The sequence below is a fragment of the Verminephrobacter aporrectodeae subsp. tuberculatae genome, from assembly GCF_026127385.1.
Taxonomy (GTDB): domain Bacteria; phylum Pseudomonadota; class Gammaproteobacteria; order Burkholderiales; family Burkholderiaceae_C; genus Acidovorax; species Acidovorax aporrectodeae.
On the sequence record NZ_QZCX01000001.1, the window covers coordinates 1,743,060 to 1,765,935 of the forward strand.

Below are 22,876 nucleotides of genomic sequence, written 5' to 3' on the forward strand. Positions count from 1 at the left end.
AAGAATTCTAAGAGTGATGCAGCGAATGTGTTTCGGGACAAGGGCCCGCGCGAGGCCGGATCCTGCGGGCTGTTGTTGGCGCCCCACTGGGGCAAGACGCGCAGCCTCCGGTCACTGCGCCAGACGCGCCCGGTGGTAGGCCAACTGGGCGCGTACCTGCGCGGGCGCCGTGCCCCCCGGCGTGTTGCGCGCAGCGAGCGAACCGCGCAGGCTCAGCACCTCGTACACGTCTTTTTCGATCTGCGGGTGAAAGCCCTGGAGCACGCTCAGCGGCAGTTCCGACAGGTCGCAGGCATGCGCTACGGCTGCCTGCACGGCGTGGGCAACGGTTTCGTGCGCGTCGCGAAAGGGCAGACCCTTGCGCACCAGGTAGTCGGCCAGATCGGTGGCCGTGGCGTAGCCCTTGCGCGCGGCCTGCTCCATGGCGGCGGCGTTCACGGTGATTGCGCCCTCCTTCCTGCCGCTGGCGGGGTCGGTCTCGCCGCCGACCATCTCGGCAAAGATGCGCAGCGTGTCCTTGAGCGTGTCCACCGTGTCGAACAGGGGCTCCTTGTCCTCCTGGTTGTCCTTGTTGTACGCCAGGGGCTGGCCCTTCATCAGGGTCAGGAGCCCCACCAGGTGGCCGAACACGCGCCCGGTCTTGCCGCGCGCGAGTTCGGGCACGTCGGGGTTCTTCTTCTGCGGCATGATCGACGAGCCGGTGGTGAAGCGGTCGGCGATCCGGATGAAGCCGAAGTTCTGGCTCATCCAGAGGACGAGCTCCTCCGAGAATCGGCTCACGTGCACCATGCACAGGCTCGCTGCGGCGCTGAACTCGATGGCGAAGTCGCGGTCGCTCACCGCGTCCAGGCTGTTGCGGCACAGCGCGGGCAAGCCGCTCGCGTCCACCATGCCCAGCGTGCGCGCCACGCGCTCGCGGTCCAGCGGGTAGCTGGTGCCGGCGAGCGCGGCGCTGCCCAGCGGCAGCATGTTCACGCGCCGGCGCACCTCCTGCATGCGCTCGGCGTCGCGCGCAAACATCTCCACGTACGCCAGCAGGTGGTGGCCAAAGCTCACGGGCTGCGCCACCTGCAGGTGGGTGAAGCCGGGCAGGATCACCTCGGCGTTCTGCTCGGCCAGGTCGAGCAGCGCGCGCTGCAGCTCCCCGAGCAGGCCGACGATCAGGTCGATTTCGCCGCGCAACCACAGGCGCAGGTCGGTCGCCACCTGGTCGTTGCGGCTGCGCCCGGTGTGCAGGCGCTTGCCGGCGTCGCCCACCAGCTGCGTCAGGCGCGCCTCGATGTTCAGGTGCAGGTCTTCCAGATCGAGCTTCCAGGCAAACGCGCCGGATTCGATCTCGGACGCGATCTGCGCCAGGCCGCGCCCGATGCTCGCATGGTCCTGCTCCGAGATCAGGCCCTGCGCGGCGAGCATCTCGGCGTGCGCCAGGCTGCCCGCGATGTCCGCGCGCCACAGGCGCTGGTCGAAGAACACGCTGGCGGTGTAGCGCTTGACCAGATCGCTCATGGGCTCGGAGAACAGCGCGGACCAGGCGCGGGCCTTGGTCTCGAGCTGGTTCGCGGGCGCTGCGCAGGCGTCTGTATTGGCTTGGGTTTTGGGCATGGGAGGGGAATAATCCGGTGGTGTCCAGACACCCGGGTCGCCCGGATGCCGCAATGCAAAGCAGCCAGATTTTATCGACCCCGCAGCCGGATTCGACCCCGCCCGGAGCCGGCCTGCGCGGCGCCTGGCCCGCGGGGAGGCCGGTGCTGGTGTTCGACGCCTGCCAGCTCGGCGTGGTGCTGCGCGCCGTGCTGTTCGTGGAACTGGTGGTGGGCGTGGGCGCCCTGTTCGAATCGCGCAGCCTCGGCGAGTGGAGCATGACCCTGGCGCTGCTGACGAGCGGCACGCTGCCCGCGACCCTGGTGTGGCTCATCACCGCCTGTAGCCTGAAGACCGTTTTGCAGCGCCTGCGCACCGCGCAGCAATACGTTGCGGGCGTGCTGCTGGGGGCCCTGGCCGGCGTCTACGCCTGCGCCATGCTGGCGCTGGTGGGCATGACGGACGCGCCCCCCTGGTCGGCCAGCGCCGCTGCGGGGAGCCTGCTGGCGGCGTTGCTGGTGACGGCGCTGGTGCTGCGCGCGCGCGGGCGCACGCCCGCGGCCACCACGGCGCGCCTGGTCGAGTTGCAGTCGCGCATCCGCCCGCACTTTCTGTTCAACACCCTGAACAGCGCGATTGCGCTGGTGCGGCAGGAGCCGGCCCGGGCCGAAGCGCTGCTCGAAGACCTGAGCGACCTGTTCCGCCACGCGCTCGTGGAACAGGGCGAGTCGATCACCCTGGCTGAAGAAATCACGCTCGCGCGCCACTATCTGGCGATCGAGGCGGTGCGCTTTGGCGCGCGCCTGCAGGTGCAGTGGCAGTTGGACCCGCGCGCCGATGGCACCCGCCTGCCCCCGCTGCTGCTCCAGCCGTTGGTGGAAAACGCCGTCAAGCATGGCATCGAACCCGACCCGCGCGGCGGGCGGCTGTGCGTGCGGACCGAACTGCGCGGCGACCGGGTGGTGGTGCGCATCAGCAATACCCTGCCTTCGGGAGAAGAGCGAAACGGCGCGCGCGAGGGCCGCGCCGGCCATGGCATTGCGCTGGCCAACGTGCGCGCCCGGCTGGCGCTGCTGCACGACGTGCAGGGCGGGTTCAGCGCCAGCGTGCGCGACGGCCTGTACCAAGTGCGCATTACCCTGCCCGCCGCCGATCCCCCAAGAACCCGCCAGCGCCCGGCCCCGGGAAGGGGCATATCCCCGCGCGGCGCCGCAGCCACCGCAGAGCCTGCCCCCATCGACCATGAACATTCTTATCGTTGACGACGAGGCCCTGGCGCGCAGCCGCCTGCGCAGCCTGCTGACCGACTGCGCCGAGACGCAGCACGGAACGCTGGCCGAGGCCGCGAACGCCGCCGAAACGATGGCGCGGCTGGGCCCCACGGGCGGGAGCGCCTTTGACCTGGTGCTGCTGGACATCCACATGCCCGGGCTCGACGGCCTGGCCCTGGCGCACCAGCTCAGGGCCCTGCCCCGGTCCCCGGCCGTGGTGTTCGTGACGGCGCATGCCCGGCACGCGGTGAGTGCGTTCGATCTGGAGGCCCTGGACTACCTGACCAAGCCCGTGCGCCGCGAGCGCCTGCTGCAGGCCTTGGCCAAGGTGCAGCGCAGCGCGGGCGCGGGTGCTCCCGCGGCTGCCGCGGGCGTGCCCGACGGTGAGTCCCTGCTGATTCAGGACCGGGGCCGCACCGAGCGCCTGCTCTTGGACGAGGTGCTGTATTTCAAGGCCGAGCAAAAGTACGTGACCGTGCGCACCACCGTGCGCAGCTACATCGTGGACAGCGCGCTGAGCGAATTGGAGGCCCGGTTCGCGCCACGCTTCATGCGCATCCACCGCAACGCGCTGGTGGCACGCCGCGCCATGCGCGCCCTCGAAAAGCACTACGACTCCGAGGAAGGGGAAGGTTGGGCCGTGCGGCTCCAGGGTTCGACCGAACTGCTCGCCGTCTCGCGCCGCCAGGTCGCGGCGGTGCGCAAGGAACTGGCCCGGTAAAAGCCCCCGGGCGGCGGCTGGCTACGCCGGGTTGTCGATCTCGATGAACTGGTGCCATAGCCCGAACTGCGCGGCCACCTGCGCCGCCACCGCGGGTGCGCCGTAGCGCTCGGTCGCGTGGTGCCCGGCAGCGATGAAGCCCACGCCCATCTCGCGCGCCAGATGCGCCTGGGGTTCCGAGATTTCTCCGGTGATGAAGGCGTCGGCACCGGCTGCGATGGCCGCTTCAAACCAGCCCTGCGCGCCCCCCGTGCACCAGGCCACACGGCGGATGGGGCGCGGCGGCACGCCGTCCATGGCCAGCGGCTGGACCAGCGTCACGGCGCGCCCCAGGGCCTGCGCCACATGGTCCGCAAGGGCCTGGGCATGCGCAAACGCCGCAGGCGCCGCAAAGCCCAGGTCCTGCTCGCCAAAGCGCGCGTCGGCGCACAAGCCGAGCACGCGGCCGAGCTGCGCGTTATTCCCCAGATCGGCGTGCGCGTCGAGCGGCAGATGGTAGGCGAACAGGTTGATGTCGTGCGCCAGCAGCAGTTGCAGCCGCTGCTTCATCCAGCCGGTCACGCGGCCATCTTGCCCGCGCCAGAACAGGCCGTGGTGCACGAACAGGGCGTCCGCGCGCGCGGCAATCGCCGCCTCGATCAGCGCGCGGCTCGCGCTCACGCCGCTGACGATGCGCGCGATCCCGGCCCTGCCCTCGACCTGCAGGCCGTTGGGGCCGTAGTCCTGGAAACGCCCGGGTTGCAGCAGGCTGTCAAATGCCTGCAGAAGTTGGGAACGGGGGATGCTCATGCTCTTGTACAAAAAGTGGGATTTTCATGGAACCGATGCGAGCTACATATAGCGTGCTCATCGTCTGGCTCATCAGCCGTCATCGCTCCCAGGCCCGGGCAGCAGCATGGGCAGGTCGCGTGCACCATGCACGATGCGCTCGACCCTGACGGTGTCGCCGACGACGCGAAACAGGATTACGTAGCGGTGTATGGGAACGAGGCGGACTTCTGGTCCGATGTCCGGGCGCAGACGGTATCGCAACGGGTATTCGGCGAGCTTGTGGCACTGCGTCCGGATTTCGCGCACGAAGGAAACCGCGCGCGCCGGGTTGTCTGCTGCAATATGGTCGCCGATGGCCTGCAGGTCGTCCTCGACGAACGCGGAGAACGCGAGCTGCATCAGCTGCGCAGTGCAGCGCCGCCGTCGATCATCGCTTGGTACCTGTGCTCCAGACGGTCCAGCACGGCGTCGGCGGCCACCGGGGGGCGTGGGTCGTTGAGTGCTTGCTGCCACAGCTGGCGCAGTTCGTCCGGGCCTTGCTGGCGCTGGCGCTTGTCATTCCAGTCGCGCAGCGCGTCGCGGATCAGCTCGCTGCTCGATGGATACTCGCCGGCCTCCACGGCATGGCGCACCAGGGTGGCGATTTCCGGCGGCAGGGCAATGCTGAGCTTCTCGGCGGGGGGGATGGTAACGGTAATCATGGCACATGCACTCCTGTCCTGTCCTGCGGCCGATGGTAGCAATGATTCATGCCGCGTGCACTGCCCGGGACCCGAACGGGAATGCCTCCCCGCGCATTGAGGGAGAATGCGCCCTGGGAGACGGTCCTGGCCGGCGCACTGGCAAAACCCTCTCCTGCATCTCCACCACCTGTACACCAAGATTCCATGAAGCGCATCTGGCTGTTGTTTTCCCAGGCCGTGACGGTATTCGTTGCCGCCTACTTCGTCGTCGCCACCCTGCAGCCCGAGTGGCTGGGCCGGGTGGCGACGCGCTCCGGCGCGGGGATCGCATTGCTGGAGGCCCCCGCCACCCCGGTGCTGCAGCCGGTCGCCGGCAGTTTCAGCGCGGCGGCGCGCAAGGCCGCGCCCGCCGTGGTCAGCATCAATACCAGCAAGGAGGTGCGCCACCCGCGCAGCAACGACCCCTGGTATCAGTTCTTCTTTGGCGACCAGGGCAGCCAGGCGCAGGCCGGGCTGGGCAGCGGCGTGATCGTCAGCCCGGACGGCTATGTCCTCACGAACAACCATGTGGTCGAGGGCGCTGACGAGATCGAGGTCACGCTCACCGACAGCCGCCGCACCCGTGCCCGTGTGATCGGGACCGACCCGGACACCGATCTGGCGATCCTGAAGATCGAACTCGACAAGCTGCCGGTCATCGTTCTGGGCAATTCCGACGGGCTGAGCGTGGGCGACAGGGTGCTGGCCATTGGCAACCCCTTCGGCGTGGGCCAGACCGTGACCAGCGGCATCGTGAGCGCGCTGGGTCGCAGCCAGTTGGGAATCAACACGTTCGAGAACTTCATCCAGACCGACGCGGCCATCAACCCCGGCAACTCGGGCGGCGCGCTGGTGGACGTGAACGGCAACCTGATGGGCGTGAACACCGCCATCTATTCACGCTCCGGCGGCAGCATGGGCATTGGCTTTGCGATTCCGGTGTCCACGGCCCGCCTGGTGCTCGACGGCATCGTCAAGGACGGCCAGGTCACGCGCGGCTGGATTGGCGTGGAGCCCAACGAGCTGTCGCCCGAGTTGGCCGAGACCTTTGGCGTGAAGGCCACCGATGGCGTGATCATCACCGGTGTGCTGCAGGACGGCCCGGCCGCGCAGGCGGGAATGCGGCCCGGCGACGTGATCGTGCGCGTGGACGGCAGGAACGTGCGCAACGTGCCCGAACTGCTGAGCGCCGTGGCGGCGCTCAGGCCCGGGACCGCATCGGCATTCGACGTGCGGCGCGGGGACAAGTCGGTGGACTTGCGCATCCAGCCCGGTGCCCGCCCGCGGCCACAGCAGCGCAAGCGCTGATCGTCACGACGAGGCCGTGCTCTCGCTGTCCGCGTCGGGCGCCCGGGTGTGCTTGATGAAGAGCTGCGCGGCCCAGATGCCGACCTCGTACAGCAGGCACATGGGGATGGCCAGGGACAGCTGCGAGACCACGTCGGGCGGGGTCACGATGGCCGCGACCACAAAGGCGAGGACGATGAAATAGCCGCGGAATTCGCGCAGCTTGCGCACGCTCACGAGGCCCATGCGCGCGAGCACGACCACGGCGATCGGCACCTCGAACGCCAAGCCGAAGGCCAGGAACATCGACAGCACGAAACCCAGGTAGGCCTCGATGTCGGGCGCGGCCGTGATGCTCTTGGGCGCAAAGCTCTGGATGAAGGCGAACACCTGGCCGAACACCAGGTAGTAGCAAAACGCCACGCCGACGAAGAACAGCAGCGTGCTGGAGATCACCAGCGGCAGCACGAGCCTTTTCTCGTGCGTATACAGGCCCGGCGCCACGAAGGCCCAGACCTGCCACAGCACAAAGGGCAGGGCCAGCATGAGGGCCGACATCAGCAGGATTTTGAGCGGCACCATGAAGGGCGAGATCACCGAGGTGGCGATCAGCGTGGCCCCCTTGGGCAACTGCGCCACCAGGGGCGCGGCGAGAAAGTCGTAGAGCGCGCCCGGGCCGGGCAGAAAGAACAGGATCGCCGCCGCGATGGCGATGGCGACGAGGGCCTTGATCAAGCGGTCGCGCAACTCCATCAGGTGCTGCACGAACGGCTGCTCGGTGCCGGCGAGCTCGTCTTCTGGGGGTGGGGTTTCGGACATGTCGGGGGTTTTGCGGGCGGCTGGCTCGTCGCCCATGCGGCGCGCGGGGGACGCTGCGTCAGCGGGATTTTTTTGGGCGGTGGCGTGCCACGCGGGCCGCACCGGACTGGGCCTTGCTGCGCACGCCGTTCCGGGCCTTGTACCACCGGGGAGTGGCCCCACGCTTGAGGCGCCAGTTCTTCCCCGGGTGCCTGTACGCCGGCACCACGGCAGATTGCTCCTGCGGGGCGCTGTCCGTGCTGCCGACGGCATCGGCCCAGTCTTTTTCAAACGCGCTGGCGCCGGCCTGCAGGGATTGCTGCACGTCGCGTGCGCTGTCTTCCACCTGGTCCTTCATCTTCTTGAGCTCGTCGAGCTCCATGGACCGGTTGACCTCGGCCTTCACGTCGGCCACGTAGCGCTGCGCCTTGCCCAGCAGGGCGCCGACCGTGCGCGCCACGCGCGGCAGCTTTTCGGGGCCGATGACGATGAGCGCCACCGCGCCGATGAGCGCCATCTTGGACAGGCCGATATCGATCATGGATCAGGCGCAGGGTGTGGCTGGCCGCTCAGTCTGGCTGCTTGGCCTGGACGTCGATGGTGGTTTTTCTGTCATCTGCCGTCTGGTTGTTTGCGACCTGGCCTGGGGCGGGGGGCGCGGGGGCCTCGGCAGAGCCGTCCTTCATGCCGTCCTTGAAGCCCTTGACGGCGCTTCCAAGGTCGGTGCCCATGTTCTTGAGCTTCTTGGTGCCAAACACCAAGACGACGATCAGCAGCACGATCAGCCAGTGCCAGAGGGAAAAAGAGCCCATGGAATATCTCCTGACGAATTGCGGTCAATCCAGATTATCGAGATCCCTGGTGCCAAACACCAAGGCGACGATCAGCAGCAGGATCAGCCAGTGCCAAATGGAAAAGCCCATGGAATACCTCTTGACGAATTGCCCCCATTCTAGCCAGGGGCGGTGACGACGGATTCAGCCCTTGAGCCAGGGACGGGGGCCGCCGATGACGTGGATGTGCAGGTGGTGGACTTCCTGCCCGCCGTCACGCCCCGTGTTCACCATCACGCGAAAGCCGCCCGCGGGGTACGGGTTGCAGCCCTGCTCCAGCGCCAGCTGCGGCGCCAGCGCCAGCATGCGCCCGAGCAGGCCCGCGTGCTCCATGGTGACCTGCGCCATCGAAGGCAGGTGCAGCTTGGGGAGCATCAGAAAATGCACCGGGGCCCAGGGGTGGATGTCGTGGAAGGCGAAAATCCCCTCGTCCTCGTAGACCTTTTTCGAGGGAATCTGGCCGGCGATGATTTTGCAGAAAAGGCAGTTTGGATCGTGCATGGTGGGTAGGGCAGGGGGGTGCTGTTCGCGCTACGCATTGTCTGCGATCCGGATGCTCGGGCGCACCCCCACGTCCTGGCGGTGCGCTTGCAGCCATTCCTGCCCGGCCGTGCGGCCCAGCGCAAACAGCTTGCGCACAAAGGCCAGGTCCGCGCGCATCTTGCTGTCGGCGCCAAACGGCATGAGCACCGAGCCGCCGTCGATGCGGTGCATGCGCACGTTCTTGTAGCGCTGCGGGTCGAGCTTGCCCTCGGCGAGCAGGCGGCGCACGAATTCGATGGCACGCAGTTCGGCCAGCAGGCTGGCGTTGAAGGTGACCTCGCTGATGCGCTCCATGATCTCGGGCCCCGAATGCGGCAGTTCCAGGTGCGCGATGGGGTTGATCTGCACCAGCAGGATGTCGCAGGTCTGCGTCTGGTAGATCAGCGGGTGCAGCGCGGGGTTGCCCGAGTAGCCCCCGTCCCAGTAATGCTCGCCGTCGATCTCCACGGCCTTGAACAGCAGCGGCAGGCAGGCGGACGCCATGACCGCGTCGACGCTCAGGCGGGGGCCGAAGAAGATCTGGCTGCGCCCGGTGCGCACCTTGGTGGCGCAGACGAATACCTTGGGCCCCCCGGGTGCGCCGCGCAGCAGGTCGAAGTCCACCTCGTGCTCGAGCAGGCTGCGCAGCGGGTTGATTCCCAGCGGGTTGGTCTGGTAGGGCGAGAGCCATTGGCGCACCATGCCGATGACCGGGTTGGTGGCCGACATGGGCAGCCCCCACATCAGGCTGCCCAGCGTGCCCACGCCCTCCCACAGCCGTGTGAGCGCCTCGCGCGCCAGCGCGCAGCCGGCCTGGTGCGCTTCCTGCGGGTCCTTGTGCTGCTGCGCGGCCTGGGCGAAACCATGCGCCAGGGCGACGGCGTTCATGGCGCCGGCGCTGGTGCCGCTCACACCGTCGAACTGCCACTGTCCGTCTTCGAGCAGCGCGTCCAGAACGCCCCAGGTGAGCGCGCCGTGCGAGCCACCCCCTTGCAATGCCAAGTTCAGGCGCATGGGCGCCTTTGCCGATTCAGTCATTCACGACGGCCCGGCCCGCGTGCATCGCCACCATGCCGCGCACGATGCGGTAGAGGAACCAGATGGAGACCAGGCACCAGGCGATCCATCCCGGCGCGACGAACAGCAGCCACAGCGGCGCCGTGACGATGTACAGCAGCCCCGCCCAGAGCACCGTGCGGATGCGCCACGAGAAATGGCTCGCCTGCCAGCCGCCCTCGGCGTCGTCCTTCTTCACCAGGTCGATCACCAGCGCAATGATCAGCAGCACCGCCCCCGGCTGCGCGCCGGGAACGACCGTGCCCACGGCCACGATCAGGTGCAGGATGTAGCTGAGCCAGCCGATGGCCCGCAGGTTCTGGGCCTTTTGCTCGTGGCGATCCAGGTCGAAGATATCGGTCATGGGGAAGCGGCCTCCTCGGCGCTGCGCGCAAGCGCCTTGCGCAGGGACTTTTCCTCGATGCCACTGCAGCCCGCGCGGCGCTCCAATTCGGTGAGCACGTCGGCGGGCGCCAGGCCGTAATGCGCCAGCGCGATCATCGAGTGAAACCACAGATCGGCCGTCTCGCGCACGACCCGGGACTTGTCGGCGCCATGCTCCACGTCCTTCGCGGCCATGACTACTTCGGTGGCCTCTTCGCCGATTTTTTTCAGGAACGCGTCCGGGCCCTGGTGCAGCAGGCGCGCGACGTAGCTCTTTTCGGGGTCGCCGCCCTGGTCGGGTTTGCGGCTCTCGATCACGGCCGCCAGGCGCGCCAGCGTGTCCTGCGGGGCCGGTGCGGGGGCGTCATGGGAGCCATGCGAACGCATGCGCTGGCTGTAGATGGATTCGGGTTCTTTCAGCACCGGATCGACCGCCCGCCAGGCGCCGTCCTGCAGGACGCTGAAGAAGCAGCTGTGGCGTCCCGTATGGCAGGCGATGCCGGGTCGGTGGCCGTGCTGCGTGACTTCGAGCAGCAGCACGTCGCGGTCGCAGTCCAGGCGGATTGTGTGCACCGTCTGCACGTGGCCCGACTCCTCGCCCTTGTGCCACAGCCGGCCGCGCGAGCGGCTGAAGTACACGGCGCGGCCGAGTTGCGCCGTTTTCTCCAGCGCCTCGCGGTTCATCCACGCGAGCATCAGCAGGTCGCCCGTGCCCCGCTCCTGCGCGATTGCGGGCACCAGGCCCTGCGTGTCCCATTGCACTTCGTCGATCCAGTTCATGGGGCCGATTGTCGGCGATTTGGGTGCCACGGCGCAGCGCATGCCCGGTGCTGCCACGTCACCACGTCACCACGGCATCACAGCCGCACTGCAATCCCGCGTCCGGCCAGATGCTGCTTCGCCTGGCCCACCGTGTACTCGCCGTAATGGAAGATGCTGGCGGCCAGCACCGCGTCGGCGCCGCCGGTCTGTATGCCCTCGGCCAGATGCTCCAGGCAGCCCACGCCGCCCGAGGCGATCACCGGCACGTCCACGGCGTCGCTCACGGCGCGCGTGAGTTCCAGGTCGAAGCCGGCCTTGGTGCCGTCGCGGTCCATGCTGGTCAGCAGGATCTCGCCCGCGCCGCGCCGCGCCATCTCCCGGGCCCAGGCCAGGGCGTCGAGTCCCGTGTTCTTGCGCCCGCCGTGGCTGTATACGTCCCAGCCCGCGCCCACGGCATGGCCCTCGGCGCCGATGCGCTGCGCCTGCTCTGCCGAGCGGCGCTTGGCGTCGATGGCGAGCACGATGCACTGCGCGCCGTACTTGGCGGACGCGGCGTCGATCACCTGCGGGTCGGCGATGGCCGCGGAGTTGAAGCAGGTCTTGTCCGCGCCCGCGTTGAGCAGGCGGCGCACGTCCTGCACCGTGCGCACGCCGCCGCCCACGGTCAGGGGAATGAACACCTGGCTGGCCACGGCCTCGATGATGGGCAGGATCAGGTCGCGCCCGTCGCTGGTCGCGGTGATGTCCAGAAAGGTGAGTTCGTCGGCGCCCTGGTCGTTGTAGCGCGCGGCGATCTCGACCGGGTCGCCTGCGTCGCGCAGCGCGACGAAGTTCACGCCCTTGACCACGCGGCCCGCGGTCACGTCCAGGCAGGGGATGATGCGTTTCGCGAGCATGGCGGGTCGGGAGGGTGTCGCAGTCGCAGTATCTGCCCGGGCTCAGCCATTGAGCTCGTCGGCGCGTGCCTGCGCGGCGGCAAAGTCCAGATCGCCGCTGTAGATCGCGCGGCCGCAGATCACGCCTTCGACGCCCTCGTCCTCCACGGCGCACAGCTGCTCGATGTCGGCCATGTTCGACAGGCCGCCCGAGGCGATCACGGGGATGCTCAGCGCCTGCGCGAGCCGGACCGTGGCGTCGATGTTGATTCCCGAGAGCATGCCGTCGCGGCCGATGTCGGTGTAGACGATGGACTCGACGCCCCAGTCCTCGAACTTCCGGGCCAGGTCCACGACCTCGTGGCCGGTGAGCTTGCTCCAGCCGTCCGTGGCCACCTTGCCGTCGCGCGCGTCGAGTCCGACGATGATGTGGCCGCCGAAGGCGCTGCAAGCGTCCTTGAGAAAGCCGGGGTTCTTCACCGCAGCGGTGCCGATGATGACGTAGCGCAGGCCGTCGTCGATGTATTTTTCGATGGTGTCCAGATCGCGGATGCCGCCGCCGAGCTGCACCGGAATGTCCTCGCCGACCGCCTGGACGATGGAGCGGATGGCGCCGTAGTTCTTCGGCATGCCGGCAAAGGCGCCGTTCAGGTCCACCAGATGCAGGCGGCGTGCGCCGGCGGCCAGCCACTGGCGCGCCATGGCGGCGGGGTTTTCGCCAAAGGTGGTCGATTGGTCCATGTCGCCTTGCCTGAGGCGCACGCAGTGGCCGTCCTTGAGATCGATGGCGGGGATGAGCAGCATGTGTCGGTTCGGGGGAGGGGAAGCGGGCGGGGAAGGGTCAGGGGTTCCAGTGCAGGAAGTTGCGGTACAGGGTCAGGCCCTGCTGCGCACTTTTTTCCGGGTGAAACTGCGTGGCAAAAATATTATCGCGGGCAATGGCCGCGGCGAACCAGCCGCCGTAGTCGGCCTGGCCCGCGCCGTGCGCTGCGTTTTGCACAGCGGCGTAGAAGCTGTGCACGAAGTAAAAATAGCTCAGGTCGGCAACGCCCGCCCACAGGGGGTGCGGCGTCTGGCGCACCGGGTTCCAGCCCATTTGGGGGACCTTGTAGCGGCTGCCGTCGGACTGCGTCCTGCCCGCCAGATCGAAGCGCAGCACGGTGCCGGGGATCAGCCCGAGGCCGGGCGTGTCGCCCTCGGTGCTGTGGTCGAGCAGCATCTGCATGCCCACGCAGACGCCAAACAGGGGCTTGGCGGCGGCGGCTTCGAGCACCGATTCCTGCAGCCCCGAGCTGCGCAGCTCGTGCATGCAGTCGGGCATCGCGCCCTGGCCCGGCAGCACGATGCGCTGCGCTGCGCGCACCTCCTCGGGGTGCTGCGTGACCACCACGCCCCAACCGCTGCCCTGGGCCGCAGCCCGCACGGCCTGCGATACCGAGCGCAGATTGCCCATGCCGTAATCCACCACGGCGACGGTTTTTGCTCCTGCATTCATGGCAAACAGGGTATGTGGATTCAGCGCATCCGACCGATTTGGTTCAAAACTCTACAGACAGCCCTTGGTCGATGCAATCGCGTCCGCCGAACGCGGGTCGCGCTCGAGCGCCGCACGCAGCGCACGGGCAAAGGCCTTGAACACGGTCTCGCACTGGTGGTGCGCGTTCACGCCCCGCAGGTTGTCGATATGCAGCGTGACGCCCGCGTGGTTCACGAAGCCTTGGAAAAATTCGCCGGCAAGCTGGGTGTCGAAGTCGCCGATGCGGCCCGCGGTGAACGGAACATGCAGTTGCAGCCCCGGGCGACCCGAGAAGTCGACCACCACGCGCGAGAGCGCCTCGTCGAGCGGCACGTAGGCATGGCCGTAGCGGCGGATCCCCCGCTTGTCGCCCACGGCCCGCGCCAGTGCCTGGCCCAGCGTGATTCCCACGTCTTCCACCGTGTGGTGGCCGTCGATGTGCAGGTCGCCCGCGCAGTTGATCTCCAGGTCGATCAGCCCGTGGCGCGCAAGCTGTTCGAGCATATGGTCAAAGAAACCGATTCCCGTGTGCAGCCTGGCCTGGCCCGTGCCATCGAGGTTCAGGCGCACGCTGATGCGCGTTTCGGCGGTATTGCGGCTGACTTCGGCAATGCGCTCGGGAAGGTCTGGCATGGGGGCGGCGGGCATATTCGAGGGTAGAACCGGGTCTGGAGCTTGATGGACTTGTGCGCGGCAGCGCCTTGGGGAGACTGCCCGCCCGGTTCCGGATTCATCCCGGCACCAGGCAATCCCCGAGTGCGGCGAGCATCTGCGCGTTTTCCTCGGCCTGCCCCACCGTCAGGCGCAGGCAGTTGGTCAGAAGCGGGTGCATTGTAGAGACGTTTTTCACCAGGACACCGCGGGTTTTCATGCCCGCGTGGACCCGGGCGGAATCGGCGACGCGCACGAGCACCATGTTGGCCTGGCTGTCCCAGCATTTTTCGACGCCGGGCATGCGGCGCAGCGCATGCACCAGCAGTTCGCGCTGCGCGCGCAGCTCGGCGGCCTGGGCGGCAAACACCGGGGCGTGTTCGAGCGCGAACAGCGCGGCCTCGCAATTGAGCACGCTCACGTTGTAGGGCGGGCGCAGCTTGTCGATTTCGCCGACGAGCGCTGCCGGGCCGATCAGGTAGCCCAGGCGCACGCCGGCCAGGCCGAACTTGCTGAGCGTGCGCATCAGCAGCACATGGGCGTTGCGCGCGGGTTCGGCGCGCAGGCGGTCGATCCAGCTGCGGCTGGCAAAGGGCTGGTAGGCCTCGTCGAACACCACGATGCCGCCCTGCGCGCCGGCGGCGTCGACGATGCGCTGCACCGCGCCCTCGTCCCACAGCGTGGCCGTGGGGTTGTTCGGGTAGGCGATGAAGGTCAGGGCGGGCCGGTGCTGCGCGATAGCGGCGAGCATCGCGGGCACGTCGAGGTCGAAGTCGGCCGTGAGCGGCACGCCCACGAAGTCCAGCCCCTGCAACTGCGCGCTCGTGGCGTACATCACGAAGCCGGGCGTCGGCGCGAGCAGGCATGCGCGCTCGGCCGTGCCAAGCCGGGTGCAGGCCAGGGCGATCAGCGTGACGAGCTCGTCCGAGCCGTTGCCGAGCACGATGCCGCAGCCCTCGGGCAGGCCGGCGTGGCGCGCGAGCGCGGCCTTGAGCGCGGCGAAGTGTTCCTCGTTCGGGTAGCGGTTCAGCGCGAGCGCGCCCAGCCGCTGGCCCAGCGCGGCCTGCAGCTGCGCGGGCAGGCGAAACGGATTCTCCATCGCGTCCATCTTGAGCATTCCCGCCGCCGGCTGCACCTGGTACGCGCGCATGGCGCGCACGTCGGGGCGGATGCGGTCCAGGGCCGCGGGGGCGTTCGGGGTGGCAGCGGCGGAGGCGGGCATGGGGCGGGCGGGTGGACGGGGTGGGCGCGTCCCGGTCGTTCGGGCCGCAGTGGCTCCGTGCATTCTGGCATACGCCCGGAGCCTTGAACGCCCCCTCAGGCGGCGAGCAGCGGCGGTGAGCGCAGCATGCCGCAGGCCAGCTCGCCCACGGTGCGCAGCGCCGCCCAGTGCGCCGGCGACCAGTCGCCGACGCCGATGCGCAGGCAGTTGCGAAAACGCCCGCTGGCGCTGAACACGCTGCCCGGTGCGATCAGAATGCGCTTGGCGAGGCAGGCTTGGTGCAGTTGCACCGTGTCGAGCGCGCGCGGCAGTTCCAGCCAGAGCAGCAGGCCACCGGGCGGATCGCTGACGCGCGTGCCTTGCGGGAAATGCGTGGCGATGCTGTGGCGCGCCGTGCTCACCCGCGCGGCCGCGGCGGCGCGCAATTGCCGCATCGCAGCCGCATGGCCGGCCTGGGAGATGAGGTCGGCCAGGGCCAGCTCCAGCACCGCCGACTGCCCGCCCACCTGCAAGCCCTTGATTGCGCGCAGCCGCTCGGCCCAGCGGCCGCCCTCCAGCCAGCCCAGGCGCAGGCCTGGCGCCAGGGTTTTGGAGAACGAGTCGCAGAGCATCACATGGCCCGTGCTGTCGTATGACTTGACGCTGCGGCGCATCTCGTCGACCTCCACCAGGTCGTTGTAGATGGCGTCCTCGATCACCGCCATGCCGTGGCGCGCCGCCATCTGCGCGAGCCGCTTGCGCCCGGCCTGGGGCATGCAACTGCCCAGGGGGTTGCTCAGCGTGGGAACGACCAGCGTGGCCTTCACGGGCTGGGTGTCCAGCGCCAGTTGCAGGGCGTCGAGCGACAGGCCATGCCGCGCATGGGTGGGAATCTCCAGCGCCCGCAGGTGCAGGTCGCGCAGCAGTTCCAGAAACGAAAAATGCGTGGGCGATTCGAGCGCCACCACGTCGCCCGGCTGGGTCACTGCGCGCAGGCACAGCGCGACGCTCTCCATGCAACCGCTGGTGAGCACGATGTTCTCGGGGTCCAGGCCGCAGCCCAGGCTCACCGCGTAGCGCGCCAGCGCGCGGCGCGCGTCCTCGTGCCCCGACGGCCAGGGGTAGATGCACAGCAGGTTGCGGTGGCGCTGGACGGCGCGGCTGACGGCGCGGCGCACACGGTCGGGGTCGAGCAAATCGATGCCGGGCGTGCCGTTGCTGAAGGAGACGATCTCTTCGGGCTGCTTGTGCCCCAGGATGCGCTGACCCAGGTAGTCCACCGTGACCTCGCGCGGGCGGCGCATGGGGCGTGGAGTGCTGGGCTCGGGAAGGCTGACCACCGGTGCGGTCACGAAGAACCCGGAGCGTGGGCGCGCGCTCACGAGCCGCGCATCTTCGAGCCAGTGGTAGGCCTGCACGACGGTGCTCTGCGCCACGCCATGCTGGCGCGCCAGGGCACGCACCGAGGGCAGCCTTGCACCGCGTGCCAGGGCGCCGTTGCGGATCAGCCGGGCCAGCTGTTCGGCAATCTGCAGATAAAGCGCGGGGGCGTCATCGTCGGGGAGCATGCCCGCATTCTGTACCGGCGACCCGTCTTTCTGGCAGTACAGAAGCGCGCGAGTACAGGCAGTACAGAAGCTCCACTCTGGCTCTCTGTATTGGTCCAGGTGGCACCGGCCTGTGGCTGGTGGCTGGCGGGCGGCAGCGGCACAGTGTCGGGCATGAAGACCTTGTGCCCCCCTCTGCCAGCCCATGGACCGTCCCGGCCATTGGAATCCGTTCGCGAAGCCCCGGCCCGGCCATGGCAGCGTCTGTTTCTTGCGCCGCTGCAGGCCGTTCAGGTGCTGAGCTTTCGGGCGGGGGAAGGGGCTCTGCTTGAGGCCGAGCAGGGCTGCGCCTGGGTGACCTGCGACGGCCGGCCGGAGGACCATTTTCTGCAAGCGGGCCAGCGCCTGTGGTGCAGCGGCCCCGCGCGGCTGCGCATGAGCGCCGTGGGGCAGGAGCCGGCGCATCTGGTCTGGGCGGCGCAGGCGGTCAGGCTGCGCGGCGCCCCGGGCGTGCGGGTCAGCGTGGTCTGAGCCAGTTTGGCGTGCCAAGCGAGCGTTGCGGCACGCAAAAATCATCGCCGCAGCGACTGCCCAGCGACGTCAAACACGTGCACTGACTCCAGCGCGGCAGTCAGGTGCACGGTTTCACCGGGCGCGCAGCGGCTGCGGCCCGCAACGCGGACCGTAATCATTGAGCCGTCTTCGCGTTTCACATGCAAGCAAGAGTCGGCGCCCAAGTACTCTATTTGCTCAATGCTGCCTTGCAGCAGAGCGGTGTCCGCACCACACAGGCTGAGATGCTCCGGACGGATGCCGATCTGATGGGCCGTTGCGCAGTGGAATGCCGGGACCTCCAAGGTGGGCCCGTTTGCAATGTGCAGATGCTGGGCCGAGTCGCCTGCGCACGCCATCAGATTCATTTTGGGGCTGCCAATGAACTCGGCCACGAAGGTGTTGCCTGGGCGCTCGTAGAGGTCGTAGGGGGTATTGGCTTGCATGATGTTGCCACCCTGCAAAACCACGATGCGGTCGGCCAGGGTCATGGCCTCGGTCTGGTCGTGGGTCACGTACACCATGGTGGTCCCCAACTGTTTGTGCAGCCGCGCAATCTCCAACCGGGTATCTGCGCGCAAGGCGGCATCCAGGTTCGAGAGCGGTTCATCGAACAAGAAAGCAGAGGGATTCCGGACCACGGCGCGCCCAATGGCTACGCGCTGGCGTTGGCCGCCCGACAGTGCCTTGGGTTTGCGGTCCAGGTAGTCGCCCAACTGGAGCATGCGGGCGGCTTCATCGACGCGGCGCGCAATGCTGCCCTTGTCCATGCCCTGTGTTCTGAGGCTGAAAGCGATGTTGTCATACACGCTCATGTGGGGATAGAGCGCGTAAGACTGGAAAACCATGGAAAGCCCGCGATCGTAAGGAGGTGCATGGGTGACGTCATTGCCATCTATCAGGATGTAACCGGCGCTGACTTGCTCCAAGCCGGCAATGAGCCGCAGCAGGGTTGATTTGCCACAACCGGATGGGCCGACAAACACGACGAACTCGCCGTCGTTGATGTGCAGATCAATGCCCTGGATCACGTCCACCGGACCAAAGGTCTTTTTCACTTGTCGTAATTGAATGCTTGCCATGACGTGAATACTTATCCCTTGACGGCGCCAGCCAGCATGCTGCTGCTGATTTGGCGGTACATCAGCAGGCCCAGCACCATGGGAGGCAAGCAGGCCACCAGAATCACTGCGGCTGCCAAGCCCCAGTCCACCCCACCACCGCCGGAGGCAAAGAAGAAGGAAGCGCCAACGGTCATCGGCACTGCATCGCGCGTGGTCAGCATCAGGCCGAAAAGGAATTCATTCCAGGCATTGATAAAGCCAAACACCAGGGCAGTGGCCAGGCTGGGTCGGCAAATGGGCACCACGATTTGCCACAGCATGTGGCGCATGCGCGCACCGTCCATTTGAGCGGCCTCATCCATTTCCAGAGGAATTTCAGATACGGCGTTGACCACGAGCATCAGGCTCAATGGCAAATTCACCACGGCCAAAATAAGCCCCAGGCCCCAGGGCGTATCCAGTAGCCCCAAGTACTGGTAGGCCATGTACAAGGGAATTGCAAAGATGATCAGTGGCATGGCCCGCAGGTTCACGACCAGGGGCAGCAGCACGTGGTTTCCTACCCCCCTGCGCACCATGGCGTAGGCAGCCGGCAGGCTCAGCACAATGGGCAATACCGAGCCAATCAGCGCGGCAATCAGGCTGTTCTTCAGGAAGCCATACACATTCAGGCGCTCACTCACCGTGAGGACGACCCGCAAGTTGTTCAGCGTGGGTTGTTCTATCCAAAAGCCCGGGTTGGTGCCCATCTCGGCAGCAGACTTCAGTGCGGTGACCGCCGTGCTGATGACCGGCAAGTTGAACAGCAGGGCGACGCTCAGAAATACACCCCAGCGCAGCAAGGAGTAGCCACGGCTCATGCTTTGGCTCCACGGCGTATCAGGCGGCTGCTGGCGTACAGCAGGCCAAACGCTGCCAAGAACAGCAAGATGGAGGCGGCCAGTGCCTTGCCCAACTGCGCCGACTTGAAGAATGACTCGTAGATGTAAATCGACAGGGACATGGTGCTGCCCCCCGGGCCGCTGCCCATGAGCACATAGATGTTGTCAAAGACCCGGAATCCGTCAATGCAGCGTATCAGCAGCGCGATGACCAAGGTGGGCAGCAACTGCGGCGCCTCAATGGCCCAGAACATGCGCCAGGGCCGTGTGCCGTCCACCGCGGCGGCCTCGCACATGTCGCGTGGTATCGCTTCGTAGGCCATGTAGAAAAGCAGCAACGTAAAGGGGGTCCACTGCAATACTTCGATCAGAAAAATGGTGCTGAACGCCCATTCGGTGCCCAAAAAGGAGGGGCTGCTGCCCAGGTACAGTTCCCAGTAGTAAGGAATGGGCCCGACGAATTCGTGCAGTACCAAGCGATACATCAGTCCCATCATCGAGGGGGCCACCATCATCGGCATCATCAAAATGGCCAAGGTCCAGCGGTGCTGGCGGATCAGGGGTGCCAGGAAGATGGCAAGAAAAAACCCCAGCGCCGTTTCCGCAATGGCACTGCCCAAGCCAAAGCGCAGCGAGAAGCCCAGTGATTGCCAGAAGGCATCGTCGCGCAAGACCTCCGCATAATTTTCCCAGCCACTCAGACGCGGGCTGCGTAAATTCTCGAAACTGATTTCAGAGAAGCTGTAGACGATGTTGAGTAGCGTGGGAAATCCCAGCATCAACAGCAGGAACAGCACTACCGGCAATAGCAGCGCCTGATTTTGGAAGCGGTGAGGCATGCGATACCCCCAGACTGGCCAGGGCGGTGTCTGGGGAAGGGGCGTGGTGATGGAGCTGAATCAGGGCTTGAGCAATTTGGCCATGCCTGCTGCGGTTTTTTCCAGGGTTTTTTCCAGGCTTTGCTTGCCGGACCAATACCCGGTGAACTCCTTGGCTTGCAGTTCATACACGCCCAATGCCTTGGCGGAAGTTGCGCCATTCATCATGAAACCGTGCCGGGTCGCATAGGTTCCCAGGGGCACCAGATCAGGCCGCTTGTCTGCCACAGCCTTCACTGCCGACTCCGACAAGCCAGGAGCACCACCGGCCAGCGCATAGGTGGTCATGGCCTCGGGCGTGGCCAACCAGCGCAGGAATTTGGCTGCGCCTTCGGTGTTGGTGCCGCGCGCATTGATGCCCAAGCCCAGTCCATGTACGTGAGTGAAGCGGCCTTGTGGGCCGGAGGGAGGTGCTGTGAATGCCGTTTTGCTGGCAACCTTGGGTGACTTTTTGGGGTCCTTCAGGTCGGCCGCTGCCGCGTTCCACTGCATCATGGTGGCCACTTCGCCGGACGCGAAAGCGGCATTCGCCTCTGCGTATTCATACGACAAGGAATCCTTTGGCGTGGTCCCGGCATCCAGCAGGGTCTTGTAGATTTGCAGGCCCTTCTTGTAAGCCTCGGAGTTCACGCTGATATTTCCGGATGGATCCATCCAGTCGGCTCCATACGCGCGCGGCAGCGAATGGAACACCATCATGTTGAACAGCAGGTTCTTGAGCTGCAACACAGTTCCGTAGCGGGTGGGGCTTTTCGGGTTGATGGCTTTGGTGAAGTACAGTGCCGTGGCTGCGTAGTCGTCCCAGGTCCATTCGTTGGGGTCCTTGGGCGTCAAGGATTGTCCCAGATACTTTTGGGCAATGGCAGCGTATTCGCCGTGTGCGGCCTTGTCCTTGAGCAAACCGTCAATCAAGTCGCTGCGAAAGTACATGAAGTGCAGGCTCAAGTCGGTGGGCACGCCGAACTGTTTGCCCTGATATTGCATGGTGCTGAGAACCGATTTGCCAAATAAGTCGGTCGCACTGACTCCCAGATCGACGGGCTTCATGAACGGCGCGTAACGGCCAATGGAGTAAGTGGCAATGAGGTTGGCATCAAATGCCTTGGTGCCTGCTGCCAAGTCGGCTTGCAGCTTGTCATAGAAACCGTCCCGGCTGAAGAAAATCAGCGCCACTTTGTCGTTCGCAGCCACGTCACTGCGTTCGTTGTAAACCTTGACCGCCGCGCGCAGCGCGGCCTCTTCGGGGCCGCCGGGCCAACCCAATACGGTGACTGCGGCCTGGGCCGCGCCCAGTCCGGACAGCAACAGGCTGCCGGCCAAGCGCGCCAGTTTCCTGGTCAAAGAAATACTCATGTCGTTTCCTTTATGGTTGGTGCTGAAAGTGGGTGGCGAAGTCGGATGCCCCGATGGCTCCCGCGTGAGAGCCCAAGGAGGCCGCGACGAGATGGGGTCGCAGAGCGTCCGAAGTGCGTACGAGATACTCTTGCACGCATTGCAGGTAGCCCGGCGCCAAGCCAATGCCACCGCCTAAAACAATGCAATCAGGTGCAAGAACGAGTTGAATGTGCGAGCACAGTGCGGCGAATCTGTGTGCCGAAGTGCGCACCAGGTTTTGAGCCCATGGGGCACCCGCATGGGCTGAAGCGAACACCTGCTGTGCATCCATGGCGCCGTGGCCCAGCGATGCGGCCTGCTCTGCCATCCAGCGTCCCGAGAGGGTGTCTTCCAAACGGACGGTTTCCTGGCCTGCGTCGCAGGTGGCGGCGCTCACGCCGAAATGTCCTGCTACGCCATGGCGTCCTTGGTGCAGGCGCCCCTGGAGCACGATGCCGCCCCCGATGCCCGTGGAGACGGTCAGGAACACCATGTCACTGTTCTTGCCCGCGCCAAAGCGGTACTCGCCCCAGGCAGCTGCCTGCGCATCGTTCATGGCCGTGGCCGGACACGCGAATTGTTCAAGCAGCGCCTGCTGGAGCGGAAAGAACTCCGGGAATTGCAGCGTCTTGGGATTCAACGGACTCCACACGCCCTGGCTCACCAAGCCAGTGACCGCGGCGGCAACCAAACCAAATTCGCCGCGCCACGGTGCGGCCATCTCTGCAGCCTGGCGTATCCATTGGGCCGGGTTGACGCCTTGTGTCGTCGGCTGGGTGCGCACGTCCTGCACCGAAGCACCCCGCACCAAAGCGACCATGGTTTTGCTTCCGCCAATATCCAGCGCCAGAACGGGAGGGTGCTCAGCATTCGGCATAAGCACCCATGGTAGCTTGGGCAAACCACGACGTGACGACGTCGGGGCGGGTGATGGCGCTGCCCACCACCACGGCGTCAGCGCCTGCGCGAGCTGCCTGGGCGGCCAATTCGGGGGTATTCAAGCGCCCCTCTGCAATCACAAAAGATTTCAGCGTTCGCAATGCGCGCACCAAGTCCAAATCGGGCGGGTGCGGCACCGGGCCGCCGGTGTACCCGGACAGCGTCGAGCCCACGACGTCGGCACCCATGGCGAGCGCCGCTTGTGCCTGCGCCAAAGTGGCGCAATCTGCCATCGCCAAGCGCCCATGGGAGCGGATGCACGCGATCAGCTCGCGCACGGTGGCCGGCCGGGTACGGTCCGTGCAGTCCACGGCGATGATGTCCGCGCCGGCCAGGGCCAGAGCCTCTACGTCGTCCAGCAAGGGGGTAATGCGCACGGGGCTGTCGGCCAAGTCGCGCTTGATCAGTCCGATCACAGGCTCGGAATACGCCGTCTTGACGGCCCTGACCCGATCGACCCCTTCGATGCGCAGACCGGCGGCACCACCAGCCAAGGCAGAGCCGGCAAAACCAAGGACTGAATGCACGGAGTCCATGCTGCCCCCCGGGGTGGGCTGGCAAGAGACGATGAGGCGTTTGTGCAGCTGATGCAGAACGGAGGAAGGCATGCGCCGGATCATAGAGGACCGTTTTCTGCAAGCGGAAGCGGGCCAGCGCCTGCCGTGCACCGGCCGCGCGGTGCCCCGGGTG

26 protein-coding genes and 1 pseudogene are annotated in these 22,876 nt (G+C 66.7%); 4 read left to right on the top strand and 23 right to left on the bottom strand.

The genetic code is table 11. From position 1 onward, the window contains the following. Window positions 1-111: 111 nt before the first annotated feature. Entirely contained in the window at window positions 112-1,602 is a 1,491-nt protein-coding gene (argH, locus tag D5041_RS07425; protein ID WP_265257810.1) for an argininosuccinate lyase, read from the bottom strand. A gap of 53 nt (window positions 1,603-1,655) precedes the next feature. Between argH and D5041_RS07430 the strand changes: the two genes are divergently transcribed. Further along, window positions 1,656-2,843, top strand: a complete 1,188-nt coding sequence (locus D5041_RS07430; protein WP_010100367.1) for a sensor histidine kinase — start codon at window positions 1,656-1,658, stop codon at window positions 2,841-2,843. Further along, window positions 2,824-3,573, top strand: a complete 750-nt coding sequence (locus D5041_RS07435; protein WP_010100365.1) for a LytR/AlgR family response regulator transcription factor — start codon at window positions 2,824-2,826, stop codon at window positions 3,571-3,573. The genes D5041_RS07430 and D5041_RS07435 overlap by 20 nt, the downstream gene beginning before the upstream one ends. Window positions 3,574-3,594: 21 nt before the next feature. Here D5041_RS07435 and D5041_RS07440 read toward each other — a convergent pair whose 3' ends face one another. From D5041_RS07440 to D5041_RS07450, 3 genes are all read right to left on the bottom strand, one after another. After that, window positions 3,595-4,362: a Nif3-like dinuclear metal center hexameric protein gene (locus D5041_RS07440; RefSeq protein WP_040891715.1), complete on the bottom strand. Its 768-nt coding sequence runs from the start codon at window positions 4,360-4,362 to the stop codon at window positions 3,595-3,597. A 72-nt stretch (window positions 4,363-4,434) separates the two neighbouring features. Beyond that, window positions 4,435-4,743 carry a type II toxin-antitoxin system RelE/ParE family toxin gene (locus D5041_RS07445; RefSeq protein ID WP_010100361.1) on the bottom strand — a complete coding sequence of 103 codons (309 nt, stop codon included), beginning with the start codon at window positions 4,741-4,743 and terminating at the stop codon, window positions 4,435-4,437. Continuing rightward, on the bottom strand, window positions 4,743-5,045 hold the full coding sequence (locus tag D5041_RS07450; RefSeq protein ID WP_010100359.1) for a ribbon-helix-helix domain-containing protein: 303 nt from the start codon (window positions 5,043-5,045) through the stop codon (window positions 4,743-4,745). The genes D5041_RS07445 and D5041_RS07450 overlap by 1 nt, the downstream gene beginning before the upstream one ends. A 186-nt stretch (window positions 5,046-5,231) precedes the next feature. Between D5041_RS07450 and D5041_RS07455 the strand changes: the two genes are divergently transcribed. Beyond that, the gene (locus tag D5041_RS07455) at window positions 5,232-6,374 is read left to right on the top strand and encodes a S1C family serine protease (RefSeq protein ID WP_265284221.1); all 1,143 of its coding nucleotides are present in this window, start codon (window positions 5,232-5,234) and stop codon (window positions 6,372-6,374) included. 3 nt (window positions 6,375-6,377) lie between these two features. On the opposite strand, the gene tatC is transcribed toward D5041_RS07455, so the two are convergent. The 13 genes and pseudogenes from tatC to D5041_RS07525 form a co-directional block, all read right to left on the bottom strand. After that, window positions 6,378-7,172: a twin-arginine translocase subunit TatC gene (gene tatC / locus D5041_RS07460; protein WP_010100355.1), complete on the bottom strand. Its 795-nt coding sequence runs from the start codon at window positions 7,170-7,172 to the stop codon at window positions 6,378-6,380. Between the two features lie 58 nt (window positions 7,173-7,230). After that, on the bottom strand, window positions 7,231-7,692 hold the full coding sequence (gene tatB / locus D5041_RS07465; protein WP_265284222.1) for a Sec-independent protein translocase protein TatB: 462 nt from the start codon (window positions 7,690-7,692) through the stop codon (window positions 7,231-7,233). Window positions 7,693-7,720: 28 nt separating this feature from the next. After that, window positions 7,721-8,074 (bottom strand): annotated as a pseudogene (gene tatA / locus D5041_RS07470) (Sec-independent protein translocase subunit TatA). Window positions 8,075-8,128: 54 nt separating this feature from the next. Next, window positions 8,129-8,485 carry a histidine triad nucleotide-binding protein gene (locus tag D5041_RS07480; RefSeq protein WP_265284223.1) on the bottom strand — a complete coding sequence of 119 codons (357 nt, stop codon included), beginning with the start codon at window positions 8,483-8,485 and terminating at the stop codon, window positions 8,129-8,131. A gap of 30 nt (window positions 8,486-8,515) precedes the next feature. After that, window positions 8,516-9,544 carry a patatin-like phospholipase family protein gene (locus D5041_RS07485; protein ID WP_265284224.1) on the bottom strand — a complete coding sequence of 343 codons (1,029 nt, stop codon included), beginning with the start codon at window positions 9,542-9,544 and terminating at the stop codon, window positions 8,516-8,518. Next, window positions 9,537-9,926, bottom strand: coding sequence for a DUF4870 family protein (locus tag D5041_RS07490; RefSeq protein ID WP_265284225.1), 390 nt, complete (start codon window positions 9,924-9,926; stop codon window positions 9,537-9,539). The genes D5041_RS07485 and D5041_RS07490 overlap by 8 nt, the downstream gene beginning before the upstream one ends. After that, window positions 9,923-10,735 carry a bifunctional phosphoribosyl-AMP cyclohydrolase/phosphoribosyl-ATP diphosphatase HisIE gene (gene hisIE / locus D5041_RS07495; RefSeq protein WP_029554033.1) on the bottom strand — a complete coding sequence of 271 codons (813 nt, stop codon included), beginning with the start codon at window positions 10,733-10,735 and terminating at the stop codon, window positions 9,923-9,925. Before hisIE ends, D5041_RS07490 begins: the two co-directional genes overlap by 4 nt. A 68-nt stretch (window positions 10,736-10,803) precedes the next feature. Continuing rightward, entirely contained in the window at window positions 10,804-11,604 is an 801-nt protein-coding gene (gene hisF / locus D5041_RS07500; protein ID WP_010100342.1) for an imidazole glycerol phosphate synthase subunit HisF, read from the bottom strand. A gap of 42 nt (window positions 11,605-11,646) precedes the next feature. After that, window positions 11,647-12,387 (bottom strand): 1-(5-phosphoribosyl)-5-[(5-phosphoribosylamino)methylideneamino]imidazole-4-carboxamide isomerase, encoded by a 741-nt coding sequence (hisA, locus tag D5041_RS07505; protein ID WP_010100340.1) that lies wholly within the window; start codon window positions 12,385-12,387, stop codon window positions 11,647-11,649. 37 nt (window positions 12,388-12,424) lie between these two features. Beyond that, complete coding sequence (hisH, locus tag D5041_RS07510; protein WP_265284226.1) at window positions 12,425-13,078, bottom strand: imidazole glycerol phosphate synthase subunit HisH; 654 nt, start codon at window positions 13,076-13,078, stop codon at window positions 12,425-12,427. A gap of 51 nt (window positions 13,079-13,129) precedes the next feature. Beyond that, window positions 13,130-13,732 carry an imidazoleglycerol-phosphate dehydratase HisB gene (gene hisB, locus D5041_RS07515; RefSeq protein WP_010101374.1) on the bottom strand — a complete coding sequence of 201 codons (603 nt, stop codon included), beginning with the start codon at window positions 13,730-13,732 and terminating at the stop codon, window positions 13,130-13,132. Window positions 13,733-13,829: 97 nt separating this feature from the next. Continuing rightward, window positions 13,830-14,972: a pyridoxal phosphate-dependent aminotransferase gene (locus D5041_RS07520; protein WP_010101377.1), complete on the bottom strand. Its 1,143-nt coding sequence runs from the start codon at window positions 14,970-14,972 to the stop codon at window positions 13,830-13,832. A gap of 95 nt (window positions 14,973-15,067) precedes the next feature. Further along, window positions 15,068-16,519: an aminotransferase-like domain-containing protein gene (locus D5041_RS07525; RefSeq protein ID WP_265284227.1), complete on the bottom strand. Its 1,452-nt coding sequence runs from the start codon at window positions 16,517-16,519 to the stop codon at window positions 15,068-15,070. A gap of 201 nt (window positions 16,520-16,720) precedes the next feature. Between D5041_RS07525 and D5041_RS07530 the strand changes: the two genes are divergently transcribed. Further along, entirely contained in the window at window positions 16,721-17,029 is a 309-nt protein-coding gene (locus tag D5041_RS07530; protein WP_265284229.1) for a DUF2917 domain-containing protein, read from the top strand. Window positions 17,030-17,070: 41 nt separating this feature from the next. On the opposite strand, the gene D5041_RS07535 is transcribed toward D5041_RS07530, so the two are convergent. Genes D5041_RS07535 through D5041_RS07560 form a run of 6 tightly spaced genes read right to left on the bottom strand, consistent with a single transcriptional unit; the run spans window position 17,071 to window position 22,794 of the window. Continuing rightward, window positions 17,071-18,132 carry an ABC transporter ATP-binding protein gene (locus D5041_RS07535; RefSeq protein ID WP_265284230.1) on the bottom strand — a complete coding sequence of 354 codons (1,062 nt, stop codon included), beginning with the start codon at window positions 18,130-18,132 and terminating at the stop codon, window positions 17,071-17,073. Between the two features lie 11 nt (window positions 18,133-18,143). Continuing rightward, window positions 18,144-18,974 (bottom strand): carbohydrate ABC transporter permease, encoded by an 831-nt coding sequence (locus D5041_RS07540; RefSeq protein WP_265284231.1) that lies wholly within the window; start codon window positions 18,972-18,974, stop codon window positions 18,144-18,146. After that, a complete protein-coding gene (locus tag D5041_RS07545; RefSeq protein ID WP_040891662.1) occupies window positions 18,971-19,834 on the bottom strand; it encodes a carbohydrate ABC transporter permease in 864 nt (287 codons plus the stop codon). Before D5041_RS07545 ends, D5041_RS07540 begins: the two co-directional genes overlap by 4 nt. Window positions 19,835-19,894: 60 nt before the next feature. Further along, window positions 19,895-21,214 (bottom strand): extracellular solute-binding protein, encoded by a 1,320-nt coding sequence (locus D5041_RS07550; RefSeq protein WP_265284232.1) that lies wholly within the window; start codon window positions 21,212-21,214, stop codon window positions 19,895-19,897. Window positions 21,215-21,236: 22 nt separating this feature from the next. After that, window positions 21,237-22,124 carry an ROK family protein gene (locus D5041_RS07555; protein ID WP_265284233.1) on the bottom strand — a complete coding sequence of 296 codons (888 nt, stop codon included), beginning with the start codon at window positions 22,122-22,124 and terminating at the stop codon, window positions 21,237-21,239. Next, window positions 22,111-22,794, bottom strand: coding sequence for an N-acetylmannosamine-6-phosphate 2-epimerase (locus tag D5041_RS07560; RefSeq protein ID WP_029554014.1), 684 nt, complete (start codon window positions 22,792-22,794; stop codon window positions 22,111-22,113). The genes D5041_RS07555 and D5041_RS07560 overlap by 14 nt, the downstream gene beginning before the upstream one ends. Window positions 22,795-22,876 lie beyond the last annotated feature (82 nt).

What these genes read in the sequence shown, in the direction of transcription:
- D5041_RS07545 (WP_040891662.1), bottom strand. Translation starts at nt 19,834, where the DNA reads ATGCCTCACCGCTTCCAAAATCAGGCGCTGCTATTGCCGGTAGTGCTG.
- D5041_RS07435 (WP_010100365.1), top strand. Translation starts at nt 2,824, where the DNA reads ATGAACATTCTTATCGTTGACGACGAGGCCCTGGCGCGCAGCCGCCTG.
- hisB (WP_010101374.1), bottom strand. Translation starts at nt 13,732, where the DNA reads ATGCCAGACCTTCCCGAGCGCATTGCCGAAGTCAGCCGCAATACCGCC.
- D5041_RS07540 (WP_265284231.1), bottom strand. Translation starts at nt 18,974, where the DNA reads ATGAGCCGTGGCTACTCCTTGCTGCGCTGGGGTGTATTTCTGAGCGTC.
- D5041_RS07445 (WP_010100361.1), bottom strand. Translation starts at nt 4,743, where the DNA reads ATGCAGCTCGCGTTCTCCGCGTTCGTCGAGGACGACCTGCAGGCCATC.
- argH (WP_265257810.1), bottom strand. Translation starts at nt 1,602, where the DNA reads ATGCCCAAAACCCAAGCCAATACAGACGCCTGCGCAGCGCCCGCGAAC.
- D5041_RS07455 (WP_265284221.1), top strand. Translation starts at nt 5,232, where the DNA reads ATGAAGCGCATCTGGCTGTTGTTTTCCCAGGCCGTGACGGTATTCGTT.
- D5041_RS07450 (WP_010100359.1), bottom strand. Translation starts at nt 5,045, where the DNA reads ATGATTACCGTTACCATCCCCCCCGCCGAGAAGCTCAGCATTGCCCTG.
- D5041_RS07480 (WP_265284223.1), bottom strand. Translation starts at nt 8,485, where the DNA reads ATGCACGATCCAAACTGCCTTTTCTGCAAAATCATCGCCGGCCAGATT.
- D5041_RS07520 (WP_010101377.1), bottom strand. Translation starts at nt 14,972, where the DNA reads ATGCCCGCCTCCGCCGCTGCCACCCCGAACGCCCCCGCGGCCCTGGAC.
- tatB (WP_265284222.1), bottom strand. Translation starts at nt 7,692, where the DNA reads ATGATCGATATCGGCCTGTCCAAGATGGCGCTCATCGGCGCGGTGGCG.
- D5041_RS07430 (WP_010100367.1), top strand. Translation starts at nt 1,656, where the DNA reads ATGCAAAGCAGCCAGATTTTATCGACCCCGCAGCCGGATTCGACCCCG.
- hisA (WP_010100340.1), bottom strand. Translation starts at nt 12,387, where the DNA reads ATGCTGCTCATCCCCGCCATCGATCTCAAGGACGGCCACTGCGTGCGC.
- D5041_RS07560 (WP_029554014.1), bottom strand. Translation starts at nt 22,794, where the DNA reads ATGCCTTCCTCCGTTCTGCATCAGCTGCACAAACGCCTCATCGTCTCT.
- D5041_RS07525 (WP_265284227.1), bottom strand. Translation starts at nt 16,519, where the DNA reads ATGCTCCCCGACGATGACGCCCCCGCGCTTTATCTGCAGATTGCCGAA.
- tatC (WP_010100355.1), bottom strand. Translation starts at nt 7,172, where the DNA reads ATGTCCGAAACCCCACCCCCAGAAGACGAGCTCGCCGGCACCGAGCAG.
- D5041_RS07535 (WP_265284230.1), bottom strand. Translation starts at nt 18,132, where the DNA reads ATGGCAAGCATTCAATTACGACAAGTGAAAAAGACCTTTGGTCCGGTG.
- hisH (WP_265284226.1), bottom strand. Translation starts at nt 13,078, where the DNA reads ATGAATGCAGGAGCAAAAACCGTCGCCGTGGTGGATTACGGCATGGGC.
- D5041_RS07440 (WP_040891715.1), bottom strand. Translation starts at nt 4,362, where the DNA reads ATGAGCATCCCCCGTTCCCAACTTCTGCAGGCATTTGACAGCCTGCTG.
- hisF (WP_010100342.1), bottom strand. Translation starts at nt 11,604, where the DNA reads ATGCTCGCGAAACGCATCATCCCCTGCCTGGACGTGACCGCGGGCCGC.
- D5041_RS07490 (WP_265284225.1), bottom strand. Translation starts at nt 9,926, where the DNA reads ATGACCGATATCTTCGACCTGGATCGCCACGAGCAAAAGGCCCAGAAC.
- D5041_RS07555 (WP_265284233.1), bottom strand. Translation starts at nt 22,124, where the DNA reads ATGCCGAATGCTGAGCACCCTCCCGTTCTGGCGCTGGATATTGGCGGA.
- D5041_RS07485 (WP_265284224.1), bottom strand. Translation starts at nt 9,544, where the DNA reads ATGACTGAATCGGCAAAGGCGCCCATGCGCCTGAACTTGGCATTGCAA.